General features: G+C 72.2%; 18 protein-coding genes. 11 read left to right on the top strand and 7 right to left on the bottom strand.

Features of this window, described 5'->3' with window-relative positions:
- Nucleotides 1–5: 5 nt before the first annotated feature.
- The 5 genes from IEZ31_RS21565 to IEZ31_RS21545 are packed head-to-tail and all read right to left on the bottom strand — an operon-like array spanning nucleotide 6 to nucleotide 4602.
- On the bottom strand, nucleotides 6–863 hold the full coding sequence (locus IEZ31_RS21565) for a phosphogluconate dehydrogenase C-terminal domain-containing protein (RefSeq protein ID WP_190251728.1): 858 nt from the start codon (nucleotides 861–863) through the stop codon (nucleotides 6–8).
- Nucleotides 856–1668: a sugar phosphate isomerase/epimerase family protein gene (locus tag IEZ31_RS21560; RefSeq protein ID WP_190251727.1), complete on the bottom strand. Its 813-nt coding sequence runs from the start codon at nucleotides 1666–1668 to the stop codon at nucleotides 856–858. The genes IEZ31_RS21565 and IEZ31_RS21560 overlap by 8 nt, the downstream gene beginning before the upstream one ends.
- Complete coding sequence (locus tag IEZ31_RS21555) at nucleotides 1665–2396, bottom strand: triose-phosphate isomerase (protein ID WP_190251726.1); 732 nt, start codon at nucleotides 2394–2396, stop codon at nucleotides 1665–1667. The genes IEZ31_RS21560 and IEZ31_RS21555 overlap by 4 nt, the downstream gene beginning before the upstream one ends.
- Nucleotides 2393–2863, bottom strand: coding sequence for a ribose-5-phosphate isomerase (locus IEZ31_RS21550; RefSeq protein WP_190251725.1), 471 nt, complete (start codon nucleotides 2861–2863; stop codon nucleotides 2393–2395). The genes IEZ31_RS21555 and IEZ31_RS21550 overlap by 4 nt, the downstream gene beginning before the upstream one ends.
- Entirely contained in the window at nucleotides 2860–4602 is a 1743-nt protein-coding gene (locus IEZ31_RS21545) for a dihydroxyacetone kinase family protein (RefSeq protein ID WP_190251724.1), read from the bottom strand. Before IEZ31_RS21545 ends, IEZ31_RS21550 begins: the two co-directional genes overlap by 4 nt.
- A gap of 99 nt (nucleotides 4603–4701) precedes the next feature.
- On the opposite strand from IEZ31_RS21545, the gene IEZ31_RS21540 reads away from it, so the two are divergent.
- The 4 genes from IEZ31_RS21540 (at nucleotide 4702) to IEZ31_RS21525 (ending at nucleotide 9204) form a co-directional block, all read left to right on the top strand.
- Nucleotides 4702–5457, top strand: a complete 756-nt coding sequence (locus tag IEZ31_RS21540; protein WP_190251723.1) for a FadR/GntR family transcriptional regulator — start codon at nucleotides 4702–4704, stop codon at nucleotides 5455–5457.
- A gap of 86 nt (nucleotides 5458–5543) precedes the next feature.
- Complete coding sequence (locus tag IEZ31_RS21535; protein ID WP_190251722.1) at nucleotides 5544–6428, top strand: SMP-30/gluconolactonase/LRE family protein; 885 nt, start codon at nucleotides 5544–5546, stop codon at nucleotides 6426–6428.
- A gap of 58 nt (nucleotides 6429–6486) precedes the next feature.
- The gene (locus IEZ31_RS21530) at nucleotides 6487–7755 is read left to right on the top strand and encodes an MGH1-like glycoside hydrolase domain-containing protein (RefSeq protein ID WP_190251721.1); all 1269 of its coding nucleotides are present in this window, start codon (nucleotides 6487–6489) and stop codon (nucleotides 7753–7755) included.
- Nucleotides 7756–8349: 594 nt separating this feature from the next.
- Nucleotides 8350–9204, top strand: coding sequence for a hypothetical protein (locus IEZ31_RS21525; RefSeq protein WP_190251720.1), 855 nt, complete (start codon nucleotides 8350–8352; stop codon nucleotides 9202–9204).
- A 134-nt stretch (nucleotides 9205–9338) separates the two neighbouring features.
- Here IEZ31_RS21525 and IEZ31_RS21520 read toward each other — a convergent pair whose 3' ends face one another.
- Nucleotides 9339–10355 (bottom strand): endonuclease/exonuclease/phosphatase family protein, encoded by a 1017-nt coding sequence (locus tag IEZ31_RS21520; protein WP_190251719.1) that lies wholly within the window; start codon nucleotides 10353–10355, stop codon nucleotides 9339–9341.
- Between the two features lie 237 nt (nucleotides 10356–10592).
- Between IEZ31_RS21520 and IEZ31_RS21515 the strand changes: the two genes are divergently transcribed.
- From IEZ31_RS21515 to IEZ31_RS21485, 7 genes are all read left to right on the top strand, one after another.
- Nucleotides 10593–11129 (top strand): RNA polymerase sigma factor, encoded by a 537-nt coding sequence (locus IEZ31_RS21515; RefSeq protein WP_190251718.1) that lies wholly within the window; start codon nucleotides 10593–10595, stop codon nucleotides 11127–11129.
- A gap of 13 nt (nucleotides 11130–11142) precedes the next feature.
- Complete coding sequence (locus tag IEZ31_RS21510) at nucleotides 11143–11964, top strand: zf-HC2 domain-containing protein (protein ID WP_190251717.1); 822 nt, start codon at nucleotides 11143–11145, stop codon at nucleotides 11962–11964.
- A complete protein-coding gene (locus IEZ31_RS21505) occupies nucleotides 11961–12821 on the top strand; it encodes an ABC transporter ATP-binding protein (RefSeq protein ID WP_190251716.1) in 861 nt (286 codons plus the stop codon). Before IEZ31_RS21510 ends, IEZ31_RS21505 begins: the two co-directional genes overlap by 4 nt.
- Entirely contained in the window at nucleotides 12818–13627 is an 810-nt protein-coding gene (locus tag IEZ31_RS21500; protein WP_190251715.1) for a hypothetical protein, read from the top strand. Before IEZ31_RS21505 ends, IEZ31_RS21500 begins: the two co-directional genes overlap by 4 nt.
- Nucleotides 13628–13635: 8 nt before the next feature.
- Nucleotides 13636–14289: a hypothetical protein gene (locus IEZ31_RS21495; protein ID WP_190251714.1), complete on the top strand. Its 654-nt coding sequence runs from the start codon at nucleotides 13636–13638 to the stop codon at nucleotides 14287–14289.
- A 214-nt stretch (nucleotides 14290–14503) separates the two neighbouring features.
- The gene (locus IEZ31_RS21490; protein ID WP_229835703.1) at nucleotides 14504–15271 is read left to right on the top strand and encodes an SDR family oxidoreductase; all 768 of its coding nucleotides are present in this window, start codon (nucleotides 14504–14506) and stop codon (nucleotides 15269–15271) included.
- Between the two features lie 228 nt (nucleotides 15272–15499).
- Nucleotides 15500–15994: a hypothetical protein gene (locus tag IEZ31_RS21485; protein ID WP_190251713.1), complete on the top strand. Its 495-nt coding sequence runs from the start codon at nucleotides 15500–15502 to the stop codon at nucleotides 15992–15994.
- Nucleotides 15995–16124: 130 nt separating this feature from the next.
- Here the strand turns inward: IEZ31_RS21485 and IEZ31_RS21480 are convergent.
- Nucleotides 16125–16613, bottom strand: a 489-nt coding sequence (locus IEZ31_RS21480; RefSeq protein WP_190251712.1) for a 3-keto-disaccharide hydrolase, incomplete at its 5' end; no start/stop codon positions are given.

Below are 16613 nucleotides of genomic sequence, written 5' to 3'. Positions count from 1 at the left end.
CTCGCCTATCGGGCGATCTCCTTCAGGTGCAGCATGCGGGCCAGCACGTGGTCGAGCTCGTCGTCGCGGAAGACCTTCTTCCAGTCGTCGCGCAGGATCGACTCGCGGCCGTAGTCCATCGCGATGAGGCAGGCGTCGCTGAACGGGTTGTCGCCCTTCAGCGTGTTCGCCAGCGCGACCTGGGTGTGCCCGAGCAGGATCGCCCGGGCCGCCGGCTCCGGCACGCCGAGCTTCACGGTCTCGTCCAGCGCCTCCTTCAGCAGCGAGCCGACCATGCAGGCGATGGTCTCGACCAGGGTCGGCTCCAGCTGGGCGAGCTGCTTGACCGTCACCCAGTGCACGTCGCCGACCGGGGCGAAGATGGCCCGCACCACGGTCTCCACCCGGTCCTTCACGGCCTGGTCGTCCGACTCGACCGCGGCGATCGCGTCCTGGAGGGCCGCGATGCCGCCGAACGTGTCCGCGTACTCCTCGGGCGTGTGGCGCTCCACGAAGACCGACGGGTGGCACGGGTGCGTGACCGCCTGGACGACCTCGTCGCGGCGGGTGAGCAGGCCGGCGTAGGCGGCCGCCGGGTCGAGCGTGAGCACGACGCTGCCCGGCTTCATCAGCGCAACCAACTCGGCCGACACCGACTCCAGCGCCAGGTCGGGCACGGCCAGGATCACGACGTCGGCATCGGCGACGGCGGCGGGGGAGTCGGTGAGGGTGCGCCCGGCCGCCGTCACGCGGTCCCGCCCGGCGGGCGAGTTTTCGCTGTACCACACCTGGTGGGCGGTCTTGACGAGGTTGTTGGAGACCCGCATCCCCATCTTCCCGCCGGCCCCGATCACCGCGATCTTCAACGGCTCGGTGTCAGTCATGGTCGTGCTCCTTCTGATAGTCGCGGAGGTATTCGAGTGCGACGGACGTCCACCGCTGCTCCTCGGCCGCGGTCGCCGCGGGGTCGCCCTGCCAGGGCAGCCAGTGCTCGACGATCTGGGCGATACCGTTGGGCTCGGGCCGCACCGCGCGCTCGAGGTGCGCGTAGTCCAGCAGCCCGGTGCCAAGCGGGGTGCCGGTGTACTGGAACCCGACCCAGCCCTCGCTGCGGGTGAACGCGAAGTCCTTGACGTGGACGTCCTTGACGTACGGCGCGCACCGCTCGACGGTGTCGCGGGGCAGGTCGAGCGCGGCGACCCCGTTGCCCGGGTCCAGGCAGATGCCGAGCCGGTCCGAGCCGACCGCCTCGACGAGTCTGCGCAGATTCCGCACGGATACCCGCTCGTACGTCTCCAGCGCGATCGTCACCCCGGCCCGGTCGTAGTCCGGCAGCACGGCCCGCAGCCGCCCCTCGGACTCCTCCAGCGGCGCGTCGTCGCCCACCGGGTTGAGCATCGTGCGCACGACCGCGGCCTCGAGGACGTCGGCGAGGCGCAGGAACGCGGTCAGGTGGTCAGTCGTCGTGCCGCGGGTGCCGAGCTCGAGCCGCAGGCCGAGGTCGTCCGCGCGGCGGCGCAGGTCGCGCAGCTCGCCCCGCCCGAACGTGAGGATTTTCGGGTAGTCGCAGATCTGGAACATGCCGACGCCCTGGGCCGCCGTGCGCTCCAGGGCCTGGGCGAGCGTGAGCGGCCGCGGCATCCGGTCGGACAGCTGCCAGAAGAACGCGTACGTGCCGAGCCCGATCACGCCCGTCCCTCCAATGCCTCGTCCAGGACCTTCGCCAGGTTCGCGGGATCGTGCGCGAAGCGGCCGAGGAACAGGCCGTCCACGCCGTCGCCCAGCTCGCCGAGCAGGCCCGGGCCGGCGCTGCCGCCGTAGAGCACGGCCCCGCCCGGGGCCACCTCGGCGAGCACCTGGCGCAGGTGCCGGGTCACCGGCGTGATCTCGCCGGCCGGCGCGGGCCGCGCGGCGCTGATGGACGCGAGCGGCTCGTAGGCCACCCACACCGGTCCGGCGGGCGCCTGTGCCACGGCCGCGCGGAGCTGGGCCTCGGCGACGGCCGCCGCGTCCTCGTCCGGCCGCGCGCCGACGCAGATCAGCGCGGTGAGGCCGTGCCGGGCGGCGACCGCGACCTTGGCGGCCACCGTCTCGTCGGTCTCGCCGTACAGCCGGCGCCGTTCGGCGTGCCCGATCTCGACCACGGCGACGCCGGCCTCGGCGAGCTCGGCCGCGCTGACCTCGCCCGTGTACGGCCCCGGCTCGCCGGCCGCCACGTCCTGGGCGGCCAACCGGATCGGCGTGCCCGCGAACGCCGCGGCGGCGCCCGGGATGGCCAGGTGACTGGGCGCGACGAACAGCACCGTGCGCCCGTCCTCGAGCTCCGGCCGGTCCGCCGCCAGCGCGGCCACGGCCCGGCACCAGTCGTGGGCGGCGCCCAGCCCGAAGTACATCTTCAGGCTCACCCCGACGATCAAGAGGCTTCCTTCAGCTCGTACCGGCCCAGCTCGGCGAGCTTGTCGAAGCTCGCGCTGGTGGGGTCGAAGCGGTACCCGAGCCACTCGCGGACGAGCCGCCGGGCCAGCTCGATGCCGATGACCCGCTGGCCCAGGCACAGCACCTGGGCGTCGTTGCTCAGCACGGACCGCTCAACGGAGAAGCTGTCGTGCGCCGTCACGGCCCGGATCCCGGGCACCTTGTTGGCCGAGATCGCCACGCCGAGCCCGGTACCGCAGACCAGCAGGGCCCGGTCGGCCTCGCCGCGGGCGATCATCTCGGCGGCCTCGATGGCGACGCGCGGGTACGGCGTGTGGCCGTCGACCCCCACCCCGACGTCAACGACGGAGGCGACGAGGTCGCTCGCCTCGAGGTCGGCTTTGAGCAGCTCCTTGTAGCGGTACCCGGCGTCGTCGCCGCCGACGACGATCCGCAGGCGATCGGTCACGATGTCTCCTCGAGTTGGGTCAGGCGATCGGCGGCGGCCGTCATGGCGATGGCGAAGGACCGCGCGCCCGGGTCGGGGGTGCCGAGGCTGCGCTCGGCGTGCGGCCGGGCGCGGCCGAGCCGGGGCAGCAGGTCCGCGGTGGCGTCGGCCGCGGCGGTGGCCGTCCGGGCCGCCGCGCGCCAGGCCGCCGCGAGCGAGCCGCCGCCGACCCCGCGGGACAGCTCTTGCGCGAACGGCGCGAAGGCGTCGACGAGCGTCTTGTCGCCCGGAGCCGCGCCGCCTTGTTGCCGCACGGCGGCAAGTGCGTCGGCGACCGCCGCGGCCATTGCGCCCGGCGTCGGCGCGTCCCCGTCGCCCAGGCGGTGGCCGGCGGCGCGCAGTGCGGTACCCCAGAGCGCTCCCGAGGTTCCACCGCCCTTGTCCGCCCAGGCGTCGCCGGCCACGACCAGGACCGCCCCACAACCCAGGTCCCGATCGTGGCCGGCGCGGGCCGCCGCGGCCGCGGCCAGCGACCCCCGGCGCATGCCGATGCCGTGGTCGCCGTCGCCGGCGACGGCGTCGAGGCGGCCCAGTTCGTCGGCCGCGCCGTCCAGCGCCGCGGCGACGGCATCGAGCACCGCGCAGGCGGTCGAGGCGGCCGCGCGCGACGCCTCGGACCCCGGCCCGGGCGTGGCGGCGGACGGCTCGGCCGCCGCCGCACCGGCCGGCGGGTGTTCCCGCCGGGTCAGCGCCTGCGGGGCCTTGCGGTAGGCGGGCGTGTCCGCGGGGGCCCGCCAGAGCTCCTCGAGTTCGTCGTCGAGCCAGGTCAGCGTGAGCGAGGCACCGGCCATGTCGAAGCTCGTGCAGAACTCGCCGACATCGGGGTCGACGGCCGTCACTCCGGCTGCGGCGAGGCGGCGGGCGATTTCGCGGTACACCACGAAAAGCTCTTCGTATTTCACCGAGCCGAGACCGTTGAGGATCACGGCCACCCGCCCGCCCGCCGGTGCGGCGACGTCGTCGGGCAGTTCCTGGAGGAGGCGGTCCACGAACAGGGCGGCCAGCTCGTCGGCGGTCGGCAGGCTGTCGTCGGAGATCCCGGGCTCGCCGTGGATGCCCATGCCGACCGCCATCCGGCCCGCGGGGACCCGGAACAGCGGCGCGGATGCGCCGGGCAGCGTGCAGCCGGAGAACGCGACCCCGAGCGTGCGGGTGCGGTCGTTGGCCCGCCGGGCGAGCCGCTCCACGTCGTCGAGCGAGTCGCCCCGGGCCGCCGCCGCGCCGGCCAGTTTGAACACGGCCAGATCGCCGGCGATGCCGCGGCGGCGCTCGGGTGATCCGGCCGGCGCGCTGGAGACGTCGTCGGTGACGAGCACGGTCCGGACGTCGACCCCGTCGGCCCGCAGCCGCTCCTGGGCCTCGGTGAAGTTCAGGACGTCGCCCGCGTAGTTCCCGTAGCAGAACAGGACGCCGGCGCCGCCGTCGGCGGCCTGTGCGACCGAACGCACGCGGGCGGCGGACGGCGAGGCGAACAGGTCGCCCATGGCGGCACCGTGGGCCAGGCCGGAGCCGACGAGGCCCGCGAACGCCGGGTAGTGCCCGGAGCCGCCGCCGACGACGAGTGCCACCTCACCGGTGGCGGTGCCTTCGCGGCGGACCACGCCGCCGGGGACGCGGTGGACGAACCGGGTGTAGGCCGCGGCGAAGCCGTCGGTCATCTCGTCGGCGAAGTCGGCCGGATCGTTGAACAGCAGGGTCACGGACCCTCCTCAAGCAGGGGTGGGCAAATCATAGCAACCGGTTGACCGGTTTTGGAAAGGCCTGATCACTGTCGTTCCGCGCTCCGCTATCGTGAGGGGATGCCTGCGTACCGCGATGACCGCTCGGCGGAGATCGGTGCCGCACTCGGCACGCTGCCGTCGGGGAGCGCGGTGTCCGCGGTGGCGACGAGCCTGCTCGACCTGTTCACCGGCGGCAGCCTGGAGCCCGGCACCCGCCTGCCGCCCGAACGGCAGCTCGCGGCGACGCTGGGCGTGGGCCGGTCGGCGGTCCGCGAGGCCCTCGCCGCCCTCGAGATCCTCGGCATCGTCGAGGTGCGCGCGGGGGCCGGCACGTTCCTGCGCGGCAGCACCAGTGAGCTGCTGCCGCAGAGCCTCAGCTGGGGCATGCTGATCGGGCAGCGCAGCACCGAGGACCTGGTCGAGTTGCGCGGGGCGCTCGAGATCTACGCGGCCCGGCTGGCCGCGGAGCGGATGAGCCCGCAGAGCGTCGCCCGGCTCGGTGCCCATCTGGACCGGATGCGTTCGTCGCGGGCGGACATTCCGGCCTTCGTCGAGGCGGACCAGCGCTTCCACCAGGAGCTGGCCGACGCGACCGGCAACGCGACCCTGGTGGACCTGCTTCGGATCATCCGCTCGTTGCTGCGCGTGTGGGTGGACCGGGCGGTGCACGAGCCCGAGCAGATCGATCTCGCCATCGCCGAGCATGTCGCGGTGCACGACGCGATCGTGGCCGGCAACGGCGACGCAGCCGCGTCGGCGATGGCGGTCCACATGGTCACCGCGGGCCGGCGGCTGCTGGCCGATGCGAGCACCGCGGAGTCCGCGGCCGGCTGACGCCGCCGCCCGGCCCGAATGAAACGTGTCAAAATCCCGGCCCGGGTGGCTTTTAAAACGTATCAACGGCCTGTACGGTCACGAGCGTGACGGACCTTTTCCCGCCCGATGCGGTCCTCGAGCGCCTGTGCACCGGGGCCACGTGGAGCGAAGGTCCCGTCTGGCTGCCGTCGCTGCGCCGGCTGCGCTGGAGCGACCTTCCCGCGAACCGCATCCTCGAGTACGACGAGGCGACCGGCGCCACGAGCGTCTTCCGGGCCGAGGCCGGATTCCCCAACGGGCGGACCCTCGACCTCCAGGGCCGCGTCGTACAGTGCAGCCACGGCCGGCGGGCGGTCGAGCGGGAGTCGGCGGGCGGCCCGCAGACGCTCGTCGACCGCTGGGCCGGCGGGCGGTTCAACTCGCCCAACGACGTCGTGGTGGCGAGCGACGGCGCGATCTGGTTCACCGACCCGCCGTACGGCATCCACGAGAGCGGGCGCGAGGGCCATCCGGGCCGGCCGGAGTACGGCGGCTGCTTCGTCTTCCGCTTCGACGAGGCGTCGGGCACGATCGAGCCGGTCGTCACCGACATGGTGCACCCCAACGGTCTCGCGTTCTCGCCCGACGAATCGATCCTGTACGTGGCCGACACCGGCTACCTGCAGGTCCCCGGCGCTCCCGGCGGCATCCGCGCCTATGACGTCGTCGGCGGCACCCGCTGTTCCGGCGGCCGGGACCTGGTCGAGGTACGCCCGGGCGCGACCGACGGCCTGCGGGTGGACGTCGAGGGCCGCATCTGGAGCTCCAGCGCCGACTCGGTGCAGGTGTTCACGCCGTCCGGAGAGCGGCTGGCCGCGGTGCCGGTGCCCGAGAAGGTGGCGAACCTGTGCTTCGGCGGCGATGACGGCCGGACGCTGTACATCACCGCTTCGACAAGCCTCTACCGAATCCGGACCGCCACGACGGACGCGCGCCAAGCGGCCCGATGAGGCCACCGCACGAAGCGCCCCGCGAGCGGTCACACAGCAGCAAGGGAAGAGGAACACGATGATCGACCGCTACGCGGAACTGCTGAGCGCGCACATCCTCGCGAAGAGCGGCGAGATGACGCGTGAGCCGGTGGGCATCCTCCGGCATCCCTTCCTCGTCCCGAGCAGCCCGGACTCGCCGTACTACAGCGGCCACCTGTGGGACTGGGACTCCTGGTGGGTGAGCGTCGTGCTCGCCCAGGTCGAGGTCGAGACCGGGCAGCCCGGCCGCTACGCGCAGCACGAGGAGGGCAGCATCCTCAACTTCCTCGACCACAGCACCGACGGCTTCGTGCCGATCCAGCTCAACCCCGAGGGCAGCCTCCGGCACGGCGACTTCGGCAGCGACGAGGAGTACGCCCGCCGGCAGAACACCCACAAGCCGGTGTTGGTACAGCACGCCGCCCTCCTCGCCGGCCGGCGCGGGGACGCCGAGTGGCTGCGCCCGCACCTCGGCAAGCTCGAGGCGTTCCTCACCGGGTACCTCATCCGCCACCTCCACGCCGATACCGGCCTGCTGTACTGGCAGACCGACTTCGCGGTCGGTGTCGACAACGACCCGTCGGTGTACTACCGGCCGGCGAAGAGCACCGCCGCCATCTACCTCAACAGCCTCATGTACCGCGAGCTGCTGGCCTACGGCGAGCTGCTGGAGCGGCTCGGCGAGGCGAAGGAGTCGGTGCGGTGGCGGCGCCGCGCCCAGGACCTCGCGGATGCGATCAACCTTCACTGCTGGGACGAGCGCGACGGCACCTTCTACAGCGCCGACCTCGCGCTGCGGCCCGTCGACCCGGCCGACTGGCTCCACAGCGGAGCGCCGCGGGCCTGGTCGTCGCTGCTGCTGCGGATCGACAGCTGGTCGAGCTTCCTGCCGATGTGGGCCGGGTTCGCGTCCCAGGAACAGGCGGAGCGGATGGTCGAGCGGATCCGCGACCCCCGCACGTTCGCCGCGAACTACGGCATCCGGTCGCTGTCGCGGCTCGAAAAGATGTACGACCTGCGCGCGTCCAACAACCCGTCGAACTGGCTGGGCCCGGTCTGGGGCATCAGCAACTACATGGTGTTCCGGGGGCTGGTGAAGTACGGCTTCACGGAGGACGCCCGCGACCTGGCCGAGAAGACGGTCCGGCTGTTCGGCCACGATCTGGAGACCACCGGCTGCCTGCACGAGTTCTACCACCCGGACAACGGCGAACCGATCATGACGCGGAACTTCCAGAACTGGAACTTCCTGGTCCTGCAGATGATCGCGTTCCTGGCCGGCCGCCCGATGGCGACCGAGTTCTGAGCCCGCCGCCGCGGCGGCCCGCCCCGACCGGCCTCGCGGTCACCGCGATGGGGGAGGGGGCGACCGCCGTCCTCGGCCCGCTCGTCGCCCGGGGCGCCGTGCACGGCGTGCCTGCTCGTCACCTGCCGCCCCCGGAACCGCGCAGCGCATCACCGAAGCGGGCCTGCCAGACACCGGGCTCGGCCTGCTGCGCATCCAACGCTTCGGGTCACATCTTTGTTGGGTTGCGGGCGGGCGGCGCGCAGTGAGTGACCGAAGGTTGACTTTCTCGTGAGCCGGGCAACTCCAGTGGCTACGTTGTGCGCCGCGGCACAGCGGTCGGCTGATGACGTTGGGAGGCAGGGCTGGCGTACCGCCGCATCGGCCACTCCAACGGTCAGCGGCGCCGACTGGCCATGACGGCCACCAACAGAGAGAGAGCCAGTGTCAGAGGGAATGCGCTCCGCGCTTCACGAACACACGATGTCCTCAGGCGTGTCGCCGAACGAGTCGGGTGGCGAATCTGATTCGCCCGTGACGTCGCCCCTCCCCAGGGGCGGACGATTCACATGCTCACCCCGCAGGGCCGGCCAGATCGCGCTCGCACTCGCGAGCGTGGCCGCCCTCGTCGCGCTCCTGCCCGCGGCCCCGGCCCAGGCCATGACCTCGGGCGGGATCATCAACGGCGGGCGCCTGTGCGCGGCGGGCCAGCGAGTGACTGGCGGTGGTGCCTCGGTGATCGGTGAGGGCAGCGGCGACTTCGGTACTCGCATCGAGGGGTCCGAGGTGCGGGCGCACCTCGACTCCACCACGAACACGATGGCTGGCTTGTGGGCGACCACTATCCGCAACACCGACGGTGTCTCCCACCAGATCGGCCTGTTCAGCGTCTGCGTCGACAGCGTCGCCGGCTACCAGGTCGTCTCCAAGAACGTCACCGTGGCCGCAGGTGGGTTTCTGCGTGACATCGCAACGTGCCCGGTGGGAACGGTCGCGCTCGGCGGTGGCGCGGCCGACACTCCCTACAGCTCCAACCAACCGGCCTCCGTCGATCGCATTGTCCAGGAGTCCTCGCCGGGCACGACCGGCAGCCAGTCCCTGTGGCTGACCGCACTGCGCAACAACGACACCGTCTCCCATACGATCAGACTGTTCGTCGTCTGCGCCAGCACCCCGACCGGCTATCAGGTCGTTCACAAGGATGTCACCCTGGCCGCGGGCGGGTTCGTCCGCGACACCGCGCGGTGTCCGGTGGGCTCGGTGGTGCTCAGCGGAGGTGCGGCGGTCGTCGGCTCGGGCAGTGCCGACTTCAAGACCCGCATCCAGGAGTCTGCGCCCGGCACGGTCGGCAGCCAGTCCTCGTGGCTGACCGCCCTGCGCAACGGCGACAGCGTCTCCCGCACCATCAGCCTGTACGCCGTCTGCGCCGACCCACTCGCCGGTTACCAGGTCGTGCGCTCGGAGGTGTAAGGCCGTTGCGCCTTGCCGGTAGGTAAGTCGAAACAGCGTCCGGACAAGGTTCGGACGCTGTTTCGCTGTGGCCGGGACTCCATCCCGGTGTACCCGCGCGAACGCCGACGCCTGCACCTCGCCCTCGCTACGGGTCAGCCGCCGGCCTTCGGGAGCACCAGTTCGGCGAACACGGCTCTGTGGTCGCTCCCCGCGACGCGATGGAGCACGACCTTCCGCACCCCGACGCGCTCATCGGCGAGGATGTGGTCGAGCGTCACGCTCGGGAAGTACCACCGGTTGTCGTACGGCCACGACGTCGAGAGCCCGGCACCGGCGACGTCGGCCGCGTCGTGGTACCCCTTCGTCAGCACCCGGCGGAACGCCTTGTGGTCGAGGGTCGAGTTGAAGTCGCCCATGAGCAGGTTGACGGGCCCGCTCGGGGTTGCCGCCGGCTGTGCCGCGAGATCGGCCAGCCAACAGGCGTCCGACACGCGGCCCATCGGGGCGCAGGGGTGCGCCGACTCGACGTACACCTCCGGGGCGCCCGGCACCTGCACTCTGGCGTGCGCCTGCATGAAGCCGCCGGGGAGCTGCCGGTATCCCTTGTCCGCGAGCGGGAAGCGGCTGTAGACAGCCGAGCCGCCCGCGTCGGCCCGTGGATAGGTGACCGAGTCGGGCAGTGTCTCCTCCAGCCCGGCCGCGCGCAGTGCGGTGTGCCCTTCCTCGGTGTACTCCTGGACGGCGAGCAGGTCGACGGCGCCGTCGCGGACGAGGCGCACGATCTGGTCGGGGTCGGCCTGGCCGTAGAGCATGTTGACGGTCATCACCCGCAGCCTCGGCCCTGCCGCAACCCCGGCGTCGGTGTCGGCGATCCAGCGCGGCAGGAGGCACGCGGCGAACGCGACCGCCACCACCGCCGCCGCGACCGCCGGCCAGATCCGTTTCGTCAGCACCGCGAGGGCCAGCGGCACCAACGAGAGCACCGCGACATAGGGGGTGAAGGCGATGAGCTGGATGGTCGGGTAGCCGCTCTCCAGGCCGAACACCCGCGCCGCCGCCCACGCCGCGAACGGCGCGATGAGCGTCCACACCAGCACGGTCAGCCACCGGCGCCGCCGGGGGGCCGCGGCAGGCGACGCCCGCGGCAGGGACTCCTCGGTGCTGATCATCCCGCCAAGGGTAGGGGGATGGGCAAGTCGGCCGCGATGACCCCGCACAGCCTGCAATCACCTACGCCGCCCGACCGGGAGGCCGGGCAGCGTTGTCCAATACCGTGAATGTTTGTGGTCAGAGCGCTTCCTCGAATCCGGTCGTGGCGGTTCGAGCCGGCCCCGTGAACCGTTCGACCCGCGCTGTGCGACAAACAAGGCGTGGATGGAAGCTACCTCGATCGTCCGGCCTCGTAGGTGACGCGACCGCCGGATCCGCGGGAGGATCCCCAGCTCCTCGCGGCGATCGCCGACGGCGACCGGGAGGCGTTCGCCGAGCTGTATCGGCGGCACCTGCCGTGGGTCCTGGTGCGCCTCGGGCGGCGGTGCTCGTCGCCGGAGCTCGTCGATGAGGTTGCGCAGGACACCTTCGTGGCGGTCTGGCGGTCGGCCGGGCGGTGGGACCGCCGGGGCGAGGTGGCCGCGTGGATCTGGGGAATCGGCATCCGCCGGCTCGTCGACGCGCTGCGGCGCAGCCGGCCGCCGGCCGATGAGCTAACGGAGTTCGCCGGCGTCGAGACGTCGGCCGAGGAGCACGTACTGCTCGCGGTCCAGTACGGCGACGTGGGTACGGCACTGGCCAGCCTGTCACCGGAGCTCCGGGCCGTGGTGCAGGCGACCGTCCTGGACGGGCTGACGACGCGGGAGGCCGCCCGGCTGCTCGGCATCCCGCCCGGCACGGTCAAGACACGGATGATGCGCGCCCGCGCCGAGTTGCGGGAGAGGCTGACATGACAGGGAGGCCGGGATGACCGGATGGCACCTGGATCCGGAGGCGATCCGCCGGTACGCGCAGGGAGCCGCGCCGCCGGACCTGGCCGCGTCTGCCGAGGCGCACCTGATGAAGTGCGCGGCCTGCCGGGGCGCGATCTCGTCCCACGTGGATGCCCGGCGGGTGGCGTCGATCTGGCACGAGGTGGTCGACCGGGTCGACACGCCCCGGCGGAGCGGGCCCGAGCGGATGCTGGCCCGGCTCGGCGTCGGCGAGGCGACGGCGCGCCTCGTGGCCGCGACGCCGACCCTGCGGGGGCCGTGGCTGCTGGCGGTCGCGGGTGTCCTCGCGCTCGCGGCGTGGACGGCTCAGGTCGACGAGCGCTTCCTGCGGATGTTTCTCGTGGTCGCCCCACTCGGGCCGCTGGCGGGTGTCGCCGTGGCCTTCGCGGGCGGCCTCGACCCGACCCGGGAGATCGGGCTCGCCGCGCCGTACTCGGGGCTGCGGCTGCTGCTGATCCGCACGGCCGCGGTCCTGGCGATCACGGTGCCGATCGTGGCCGTGGCCGGGCTCGCGCTCCCCGGCTCCAAGTGGCTGGCCGCCGCCTGGCTCCTGCCCACCGCCGGGCTCACCTGCGCCGCGCTGGCGCTGACCGCCCGCATGACGCCCGTCGTCGCCGTCGGCGTCGTGGCCACGGCGTGGGTGCTGGTGACCGCCCCGGCCACCATCGCCGGTCACCTCGACCTCGCCTTCGGCGTCGGCGCCCAGGTCTTCTGGCTCGCCGTGGCCGTCGGCGGCGGCACCTGGCTCGCCGCCACCCGGAACACCATCACGATCAAGCTGGGGAGAAGCGCATGACCACCGTACGCGTGCAGGGCGTGACCAAGTCCTTCGGTCGTACGCGGGCGCTGGACAGCGTCGACCTCGAAGCCGGCGCGGGGGTGACCGGGCTGCTCGGACCGAACGGGGCGGGAAAGACCACGCTGCTGCGGATGATCGCCACCGTGCTGGCGCCGGACCGGGGCACGGTGACCCTGCTGGGCCGCGACCCGTCGCGCTCCGACGACCGTACACGGATCCGCGAACGCCTGGGCTACCTGCCCCAGGACGCTGGGTTCCATCGGGGGTTCACGGTCTTCGAGTTCATCGACTACGTGGCGATTCTGAAGGAGCTGACCGACCGGCGGGCCCGGCATGACGAAGTCCGTCGGGTCATCGCGCTGACCGGGCTGGCACCCGTCAGCGCCAAGCGGATCCGGGCCCTCTCCGGCGGAATGCGCCGGCGGGTCGGGTTGGCCCAGGCCCTGCTGGGCGATCCCGACCTGCTCGTCCTCGACGAGCCGACGGTCGGCCTCGATCCCGAGCAGCGGCTGCGGTTCCGGGAGATGATCTCGCAGGCCGGCGAGGGGCGTACGGTGGTCATGTCCAGCCACCAGACCGAGGACGTCACCGCGCTGTGCACCAGGATCGCCCTGATCCACCGGGGCCGGGCCCGATTCGCCGGTACCCCCACCGAGCTGACGGCGCGGGCCGCGGGTCGCGTGTGGACAGACACGCAGCGGTCGCCCGCCGCGCTCGCGGCTTGGCGGACCGGTGACGGCACCTACCGCAACGTCGGCGACCCGCCCGCCGGCGCCGAGCTGATCCCGCCCACGTTGGAAGACGCGTACCTGCTGTTCATGGGCGAACCCGAGCTGGAGGTCACCCACTCATGAGCGCCCTGGACTCCGTCACCGCCGGCCCGCGTCCGGCCGCCTTCCGCCGCCTGGCGCCGCTGATCGGACGGGAGACCCTTCGCCTCGCCCGGCATCCCGTGCTGTGGCTGATACCCGCCGTCGTCGTCGTCACCACCAGCGTCGAGACGGCCAGCGACGGCCGGACCGCCGGCTACTGGTACGGCACCGTCTTCACCGCCATCGCGTTCTTCTCGCCCCTCTTCGTCCTCTTCGCGGCGAACCTGGCCGCCAGCAGCGCCCGCCGCAGCCGGGCGGAGGAGATGTTGCATGTCACGCCGACCACGGACACGCGTCGGACCTGGGCGATGAGCCTGGGTGTCGCGCTCCCGCTGGCCGGCGCCGGCGCCGTCGGAGCGGGTGCCATGGCGCTCATCGACAGCGTCAGCGACATCCCGACCGAGGACCTGCTGACCGCCGGCGAGCTCGCCCAGCTTCCGTTCGTCCTCGCCGGCGCCGGGCTGCTCGGCGTCCTCGCCGCCCGCTGGCTGCCCTTCGCGGGCGGCGCGCTCATCACCTTCGTCGCCGCGACCCTGGGCGGGGTCGTCGTGTTCAGGCGGTTCGACGCCGGCGTCTGGTGGATGTGGTGGACGACCGAGACCACCTTCGAGGGTCGGTCACCGGTGCCAGGCGAACCGTGGCTGCACGTCGCCTACCTGGCCGGGCTCTGCGCCTGCGCCACCGTCGCCGCCGTCTACCGCGACCGCACACAGTGGACACGGCTGGTCCTCGTCGGTGCGCCGGTCGTGGCCGCCACCCTCGCCCTCGGCTGGCTCCAACTGCCATGACACCGTCCGTGACGTGGGAACTCGTCCGCAGCGGCCACCTGGTGCGCAGCCTGCGCCTGGCACCGTTCGCGACCGGCGCCGTCGCCGTCGCGGCGTTCCTCGCGGTACGCCGCGGCGACCCGCACGACGTCGTCGGCGACCTGCGCGTGCTGGGCCTGCTGTTGGCGCTGGGGAGCGGTTACGTGCTCGACGACGGCGCGGCGGTCACGCTGCAGGCCAGCCCGTACAGTCTGGCCCGCCGGCTCTGGCTGCGGATCGGCTGCGCCGCAGCCGTTGTCGTTCCGCTGTGGTCGGCTGTGCTCGCCTGGTTCCTCCCCTCGGCGCCGGGCGGCGATCGGTGGGCCCTCGGCCTCGGGCTCACGGTCGAGCTGGCCGCCGCCCTCTTCGTCATCTGGGCCCTGGCCGCCTGGGGTCGCCGCCACGGATTCGAGCACCCCGGCATCGTCACCACGCCCGCGCTCCTGGCTTTGCTCCTGGTGGCCTCGTCGATCCCACAGGCGCCGATGCTGGTCGGCCCCGGGGTCCAGTGGACCCAGGCTCACCTGCGCTGGTCGGGCATTCTGGTTGGCGCGACCGGCGTGCTCGTGGCCGGAATGCGCGACCCGGCCGCGCGCTGGCGCTCTGCGGACCACCACCGACGCCGAGCGCGGCAACGCGGATGACCTGCGGGGGTTCACCGCCATAAGAGCACGATCAAGAAGCTCCGGCTCAGGTCACGGACGCGCGGCCCCGCCGTGCAGGGCCGCCACACCGAACCAGGTTTACCAAGACGGTTGCCGGGCATCACGGCGCCGAGCGCTCCGCCCGAGCTGCTCATCGTCGTGACCGGCCATCCGAGGGCACGTCCAGAACTTCCGAAACCCCTAGGAGCGCAGCGTGACGAATGTCCAGCAGGACGGGAAGGTCGCACTGATCACCGGCGCGAGCGGGGCGATCGGCGCGGCCGTGGCCCGGTTGCTGGCATCGCGGGGTATGCGGATTGTGGCCAACTACCGCAGCAGCCGCGACAAGGCGGACGACCTGGTCGCCTCGATCAGGTCCGCCGGCGGCCAGGCGATGGCCGCGCAAGCCGACGTGCGCGACCGGTCCGCCGTAGTCGGCATGCTCGAGCAGGCCCGGGCCGCCATGGGCGAGGTGGAGGTTCTGGTCCACAGCGCCTTGATGCCGTACGCGATCAAGTCGTTCGAGGAGATGTCGGTCGACGAACTGAGCGGCAAGGTGGAACAGGAGATCCGAGCCGCCTCCGTGGTGACGAAGGCCGTTGTCCCCGGCATGACCAAGCGCGGCTACGGCCGGATCGTCTACCTGGGCACCATGGAGAGCGCGCTGCCGCTGGAGGGCATGATCGCGCTTGGGACCTCGAAGGCGGCCCTGAGCTCGTTCACCCGCTTTGTCGCCCAGGAACTGGGGCCGCGTGGGATCACCGTCAACGTGGTGGCCCCAGGACCGGTGGGCGGTCACCTGCACAACGTCGCCCTTGAGCACGATCAGGAACACAAGCAGCGCCTGACGGCCCAGACGGCGCTTGGCCGGTTCGCCTCTCCCGATGACGTCGCCCGGGCCGTCGCCTTCTACGCCGGTGACGACAGCGAGTTCATCACCGGCACCACCGCGCCGGTCAACGGCGGAATGGCCGTGGCCTGACCCATCCCGGAAACCGTCGATGCCTCGATCGAGCGGCCGGGCCGGGTTGCACGGGCGGCTGCCGGACGACGTGCCCCGCCGCGGCATCGATTACGATCGCGTCTCGATCTTGCGCCACAGCTACGCGAACACCTCGATACGGAACAGAGCGCCGTTGAATCGGTTCGTGTCCGGCCGTTCGTCGCCTCTATGCTCTCCTCGCTTGATCCACGAGACGGGGAGCATGACATGCAGTTGCGGCGGATCCTCCTGGCGCTGGCCGTTTCCACCACGTTGGGGCTGGCCACCGGGTGCGCCCAGGACTCCGGCGACGCCAGCCAGGGCGCGGCGCCCGCAGCCAGCTCAGCGGCGCCCAGCCCGACGGTCGACCTGAAGGCCGACACCGAGGCGGTGTGCAAGGCGGTCGTGGCCGCCTACGAGGCCGAGAAGATGGAGTTCCTGAACGCGCTCGCCGAGATGTTGACGGCGAGCCTCGACGGCGACCAGGCCGCCCTCGACAAGGCGAGGTCGAAGGGCCAGGCGATCGTCGATCGCATCACGAAGGCGGTCAACCCGGAGATCGCCAAGGCGGCCGACCCGAAGGCGAAGGCGGCGCTGGAGCAGTTCGTCGCGACGGTCGCGAAGATGATGACGGCCGAGTCCCTCGAAGACCCGGAGTTCGAGGCCGCGTTGGACAAGGCGATCGCCGACGCGGGGGTCTACTGCCCGGCACTCAAAGAATAACTGGCCCGCTGCTCGAAGTTGCCGAACGCGTCGGCGCGGCGAGCACAAGGCTGGTCGACATTGTCGTCGGCGACGGCCCCCGGCGGCGGGCGCTCGGTATGTTGGACGGCGCCCGCCCGCCGGCGGTCGATCAGTTCGTCGGTTCGATCCAGATGTTGCGGTAGCGGACCGGGTTGCCGTGGTCCTGCAGCCGGATCGGGCCGGCCGCGGATCCCTCGGGTTGGCCGAGCGTGGTCGGCCCGTCGATGGCGACGTTGTTCTGCACGGTCACGCCGTTCCACACCACCGTCACGCGGGCGTTGTCGGTCTTGGTGGCGCCGTTGAAGCGGGCGGCCCGGAACGTGATTTCGTAGGTCTGCCACGTTTGCGGTGCGGTCGCTGCGTTGCTGTCCGGGGCCTTCTTCGCATAGATGGCGCCCGCCTCGTCGTTGGCCAGTGTGGTGTCGCCGAAGGAGTCCAGCACCTGGATCTCGTACCGGCCCTGCAGGTACACGCCGCTGTTGGCGCGCGCCTGGCCGGTCACGTCCGGCGGGTACAGCGGCAGCCAGAACTCGACGTGCAGCTTGAAGTCGCCGAAGTTCTGCCGCGTCTCGATGTCGCCGTTGCGCACCTCCATCGC

The organism is Dactylosporangium sucinum (assembly GCF_014647515.1).
Lineage (GTDB): Bacteria > Actinomycetota > Actinomycetes > Mycobacteriales > Micromonosporaceae > Dactylosporangium > Dactylosporangium sucinum.
The sequence above is the reverse complement of the archived record's forward strand: the minus strand, read 5'-3'. Positions and strand labels throughout refer to the sequence as shown.

Coding starts and splice junctions, on each gene's coding strand:
- IEZ31_RS21565 (WP_190251728.1), bottom strand. CDS start 863: ATGACTGACACCGAGCCGTTGAAGATCGCGGTGATCGGGGCCGGCGGG.
- IEZ31_RS21540 (WP_190251723.1), top strand. CDS start 4,702: ATGCCTGCGTACCGCGATGACCGCTCGGCGGAGATCGGTGCCGCACTC.
- IEZ31_RS21530 (WP_190251721.1), top strand. CDS start 6,487: ATGATCGACCGCTACGCGGAACTGCTGAGCGCGCACATCCTCGCGAAG.
- IEZ31_RS21520 (WP_190251719.1), bottom strand. CDS start 10,355: ATGATCAGCACCGAGGAGTCCCTGCCGCGGGCGTCGCCTGCCGCGGCC.
- IEZ31_RS21510 (WP_190251717.1), top strand. CDS start 11,143: ATGACCGGATGGCACCTGGATCCGGAGGCGATCCGCCGGTACGCGCAG.
- IEZ31_RS21505 (WP_190251716.1), top strand. CDS start 11,961: ATGACCACCGTACGCGTGCAGGGCGTGACCAAGTCCTTCGGTCGTACG.
- IEZ31_RS21500 (WP_190251715.1), top strand. CDS start 12,818: ATGAGCGCCCTGGACTCCGTCACCGCCGGCCCGCGTCCGGCCGCCTTC.
- IEZ31_RS21485 (WP_190251713.1), top strand. CDS start 15,500: ATGCAGTTGCGGCGGATCCTCCTGGCGCTGGCCGTTTCCACCACGTTG.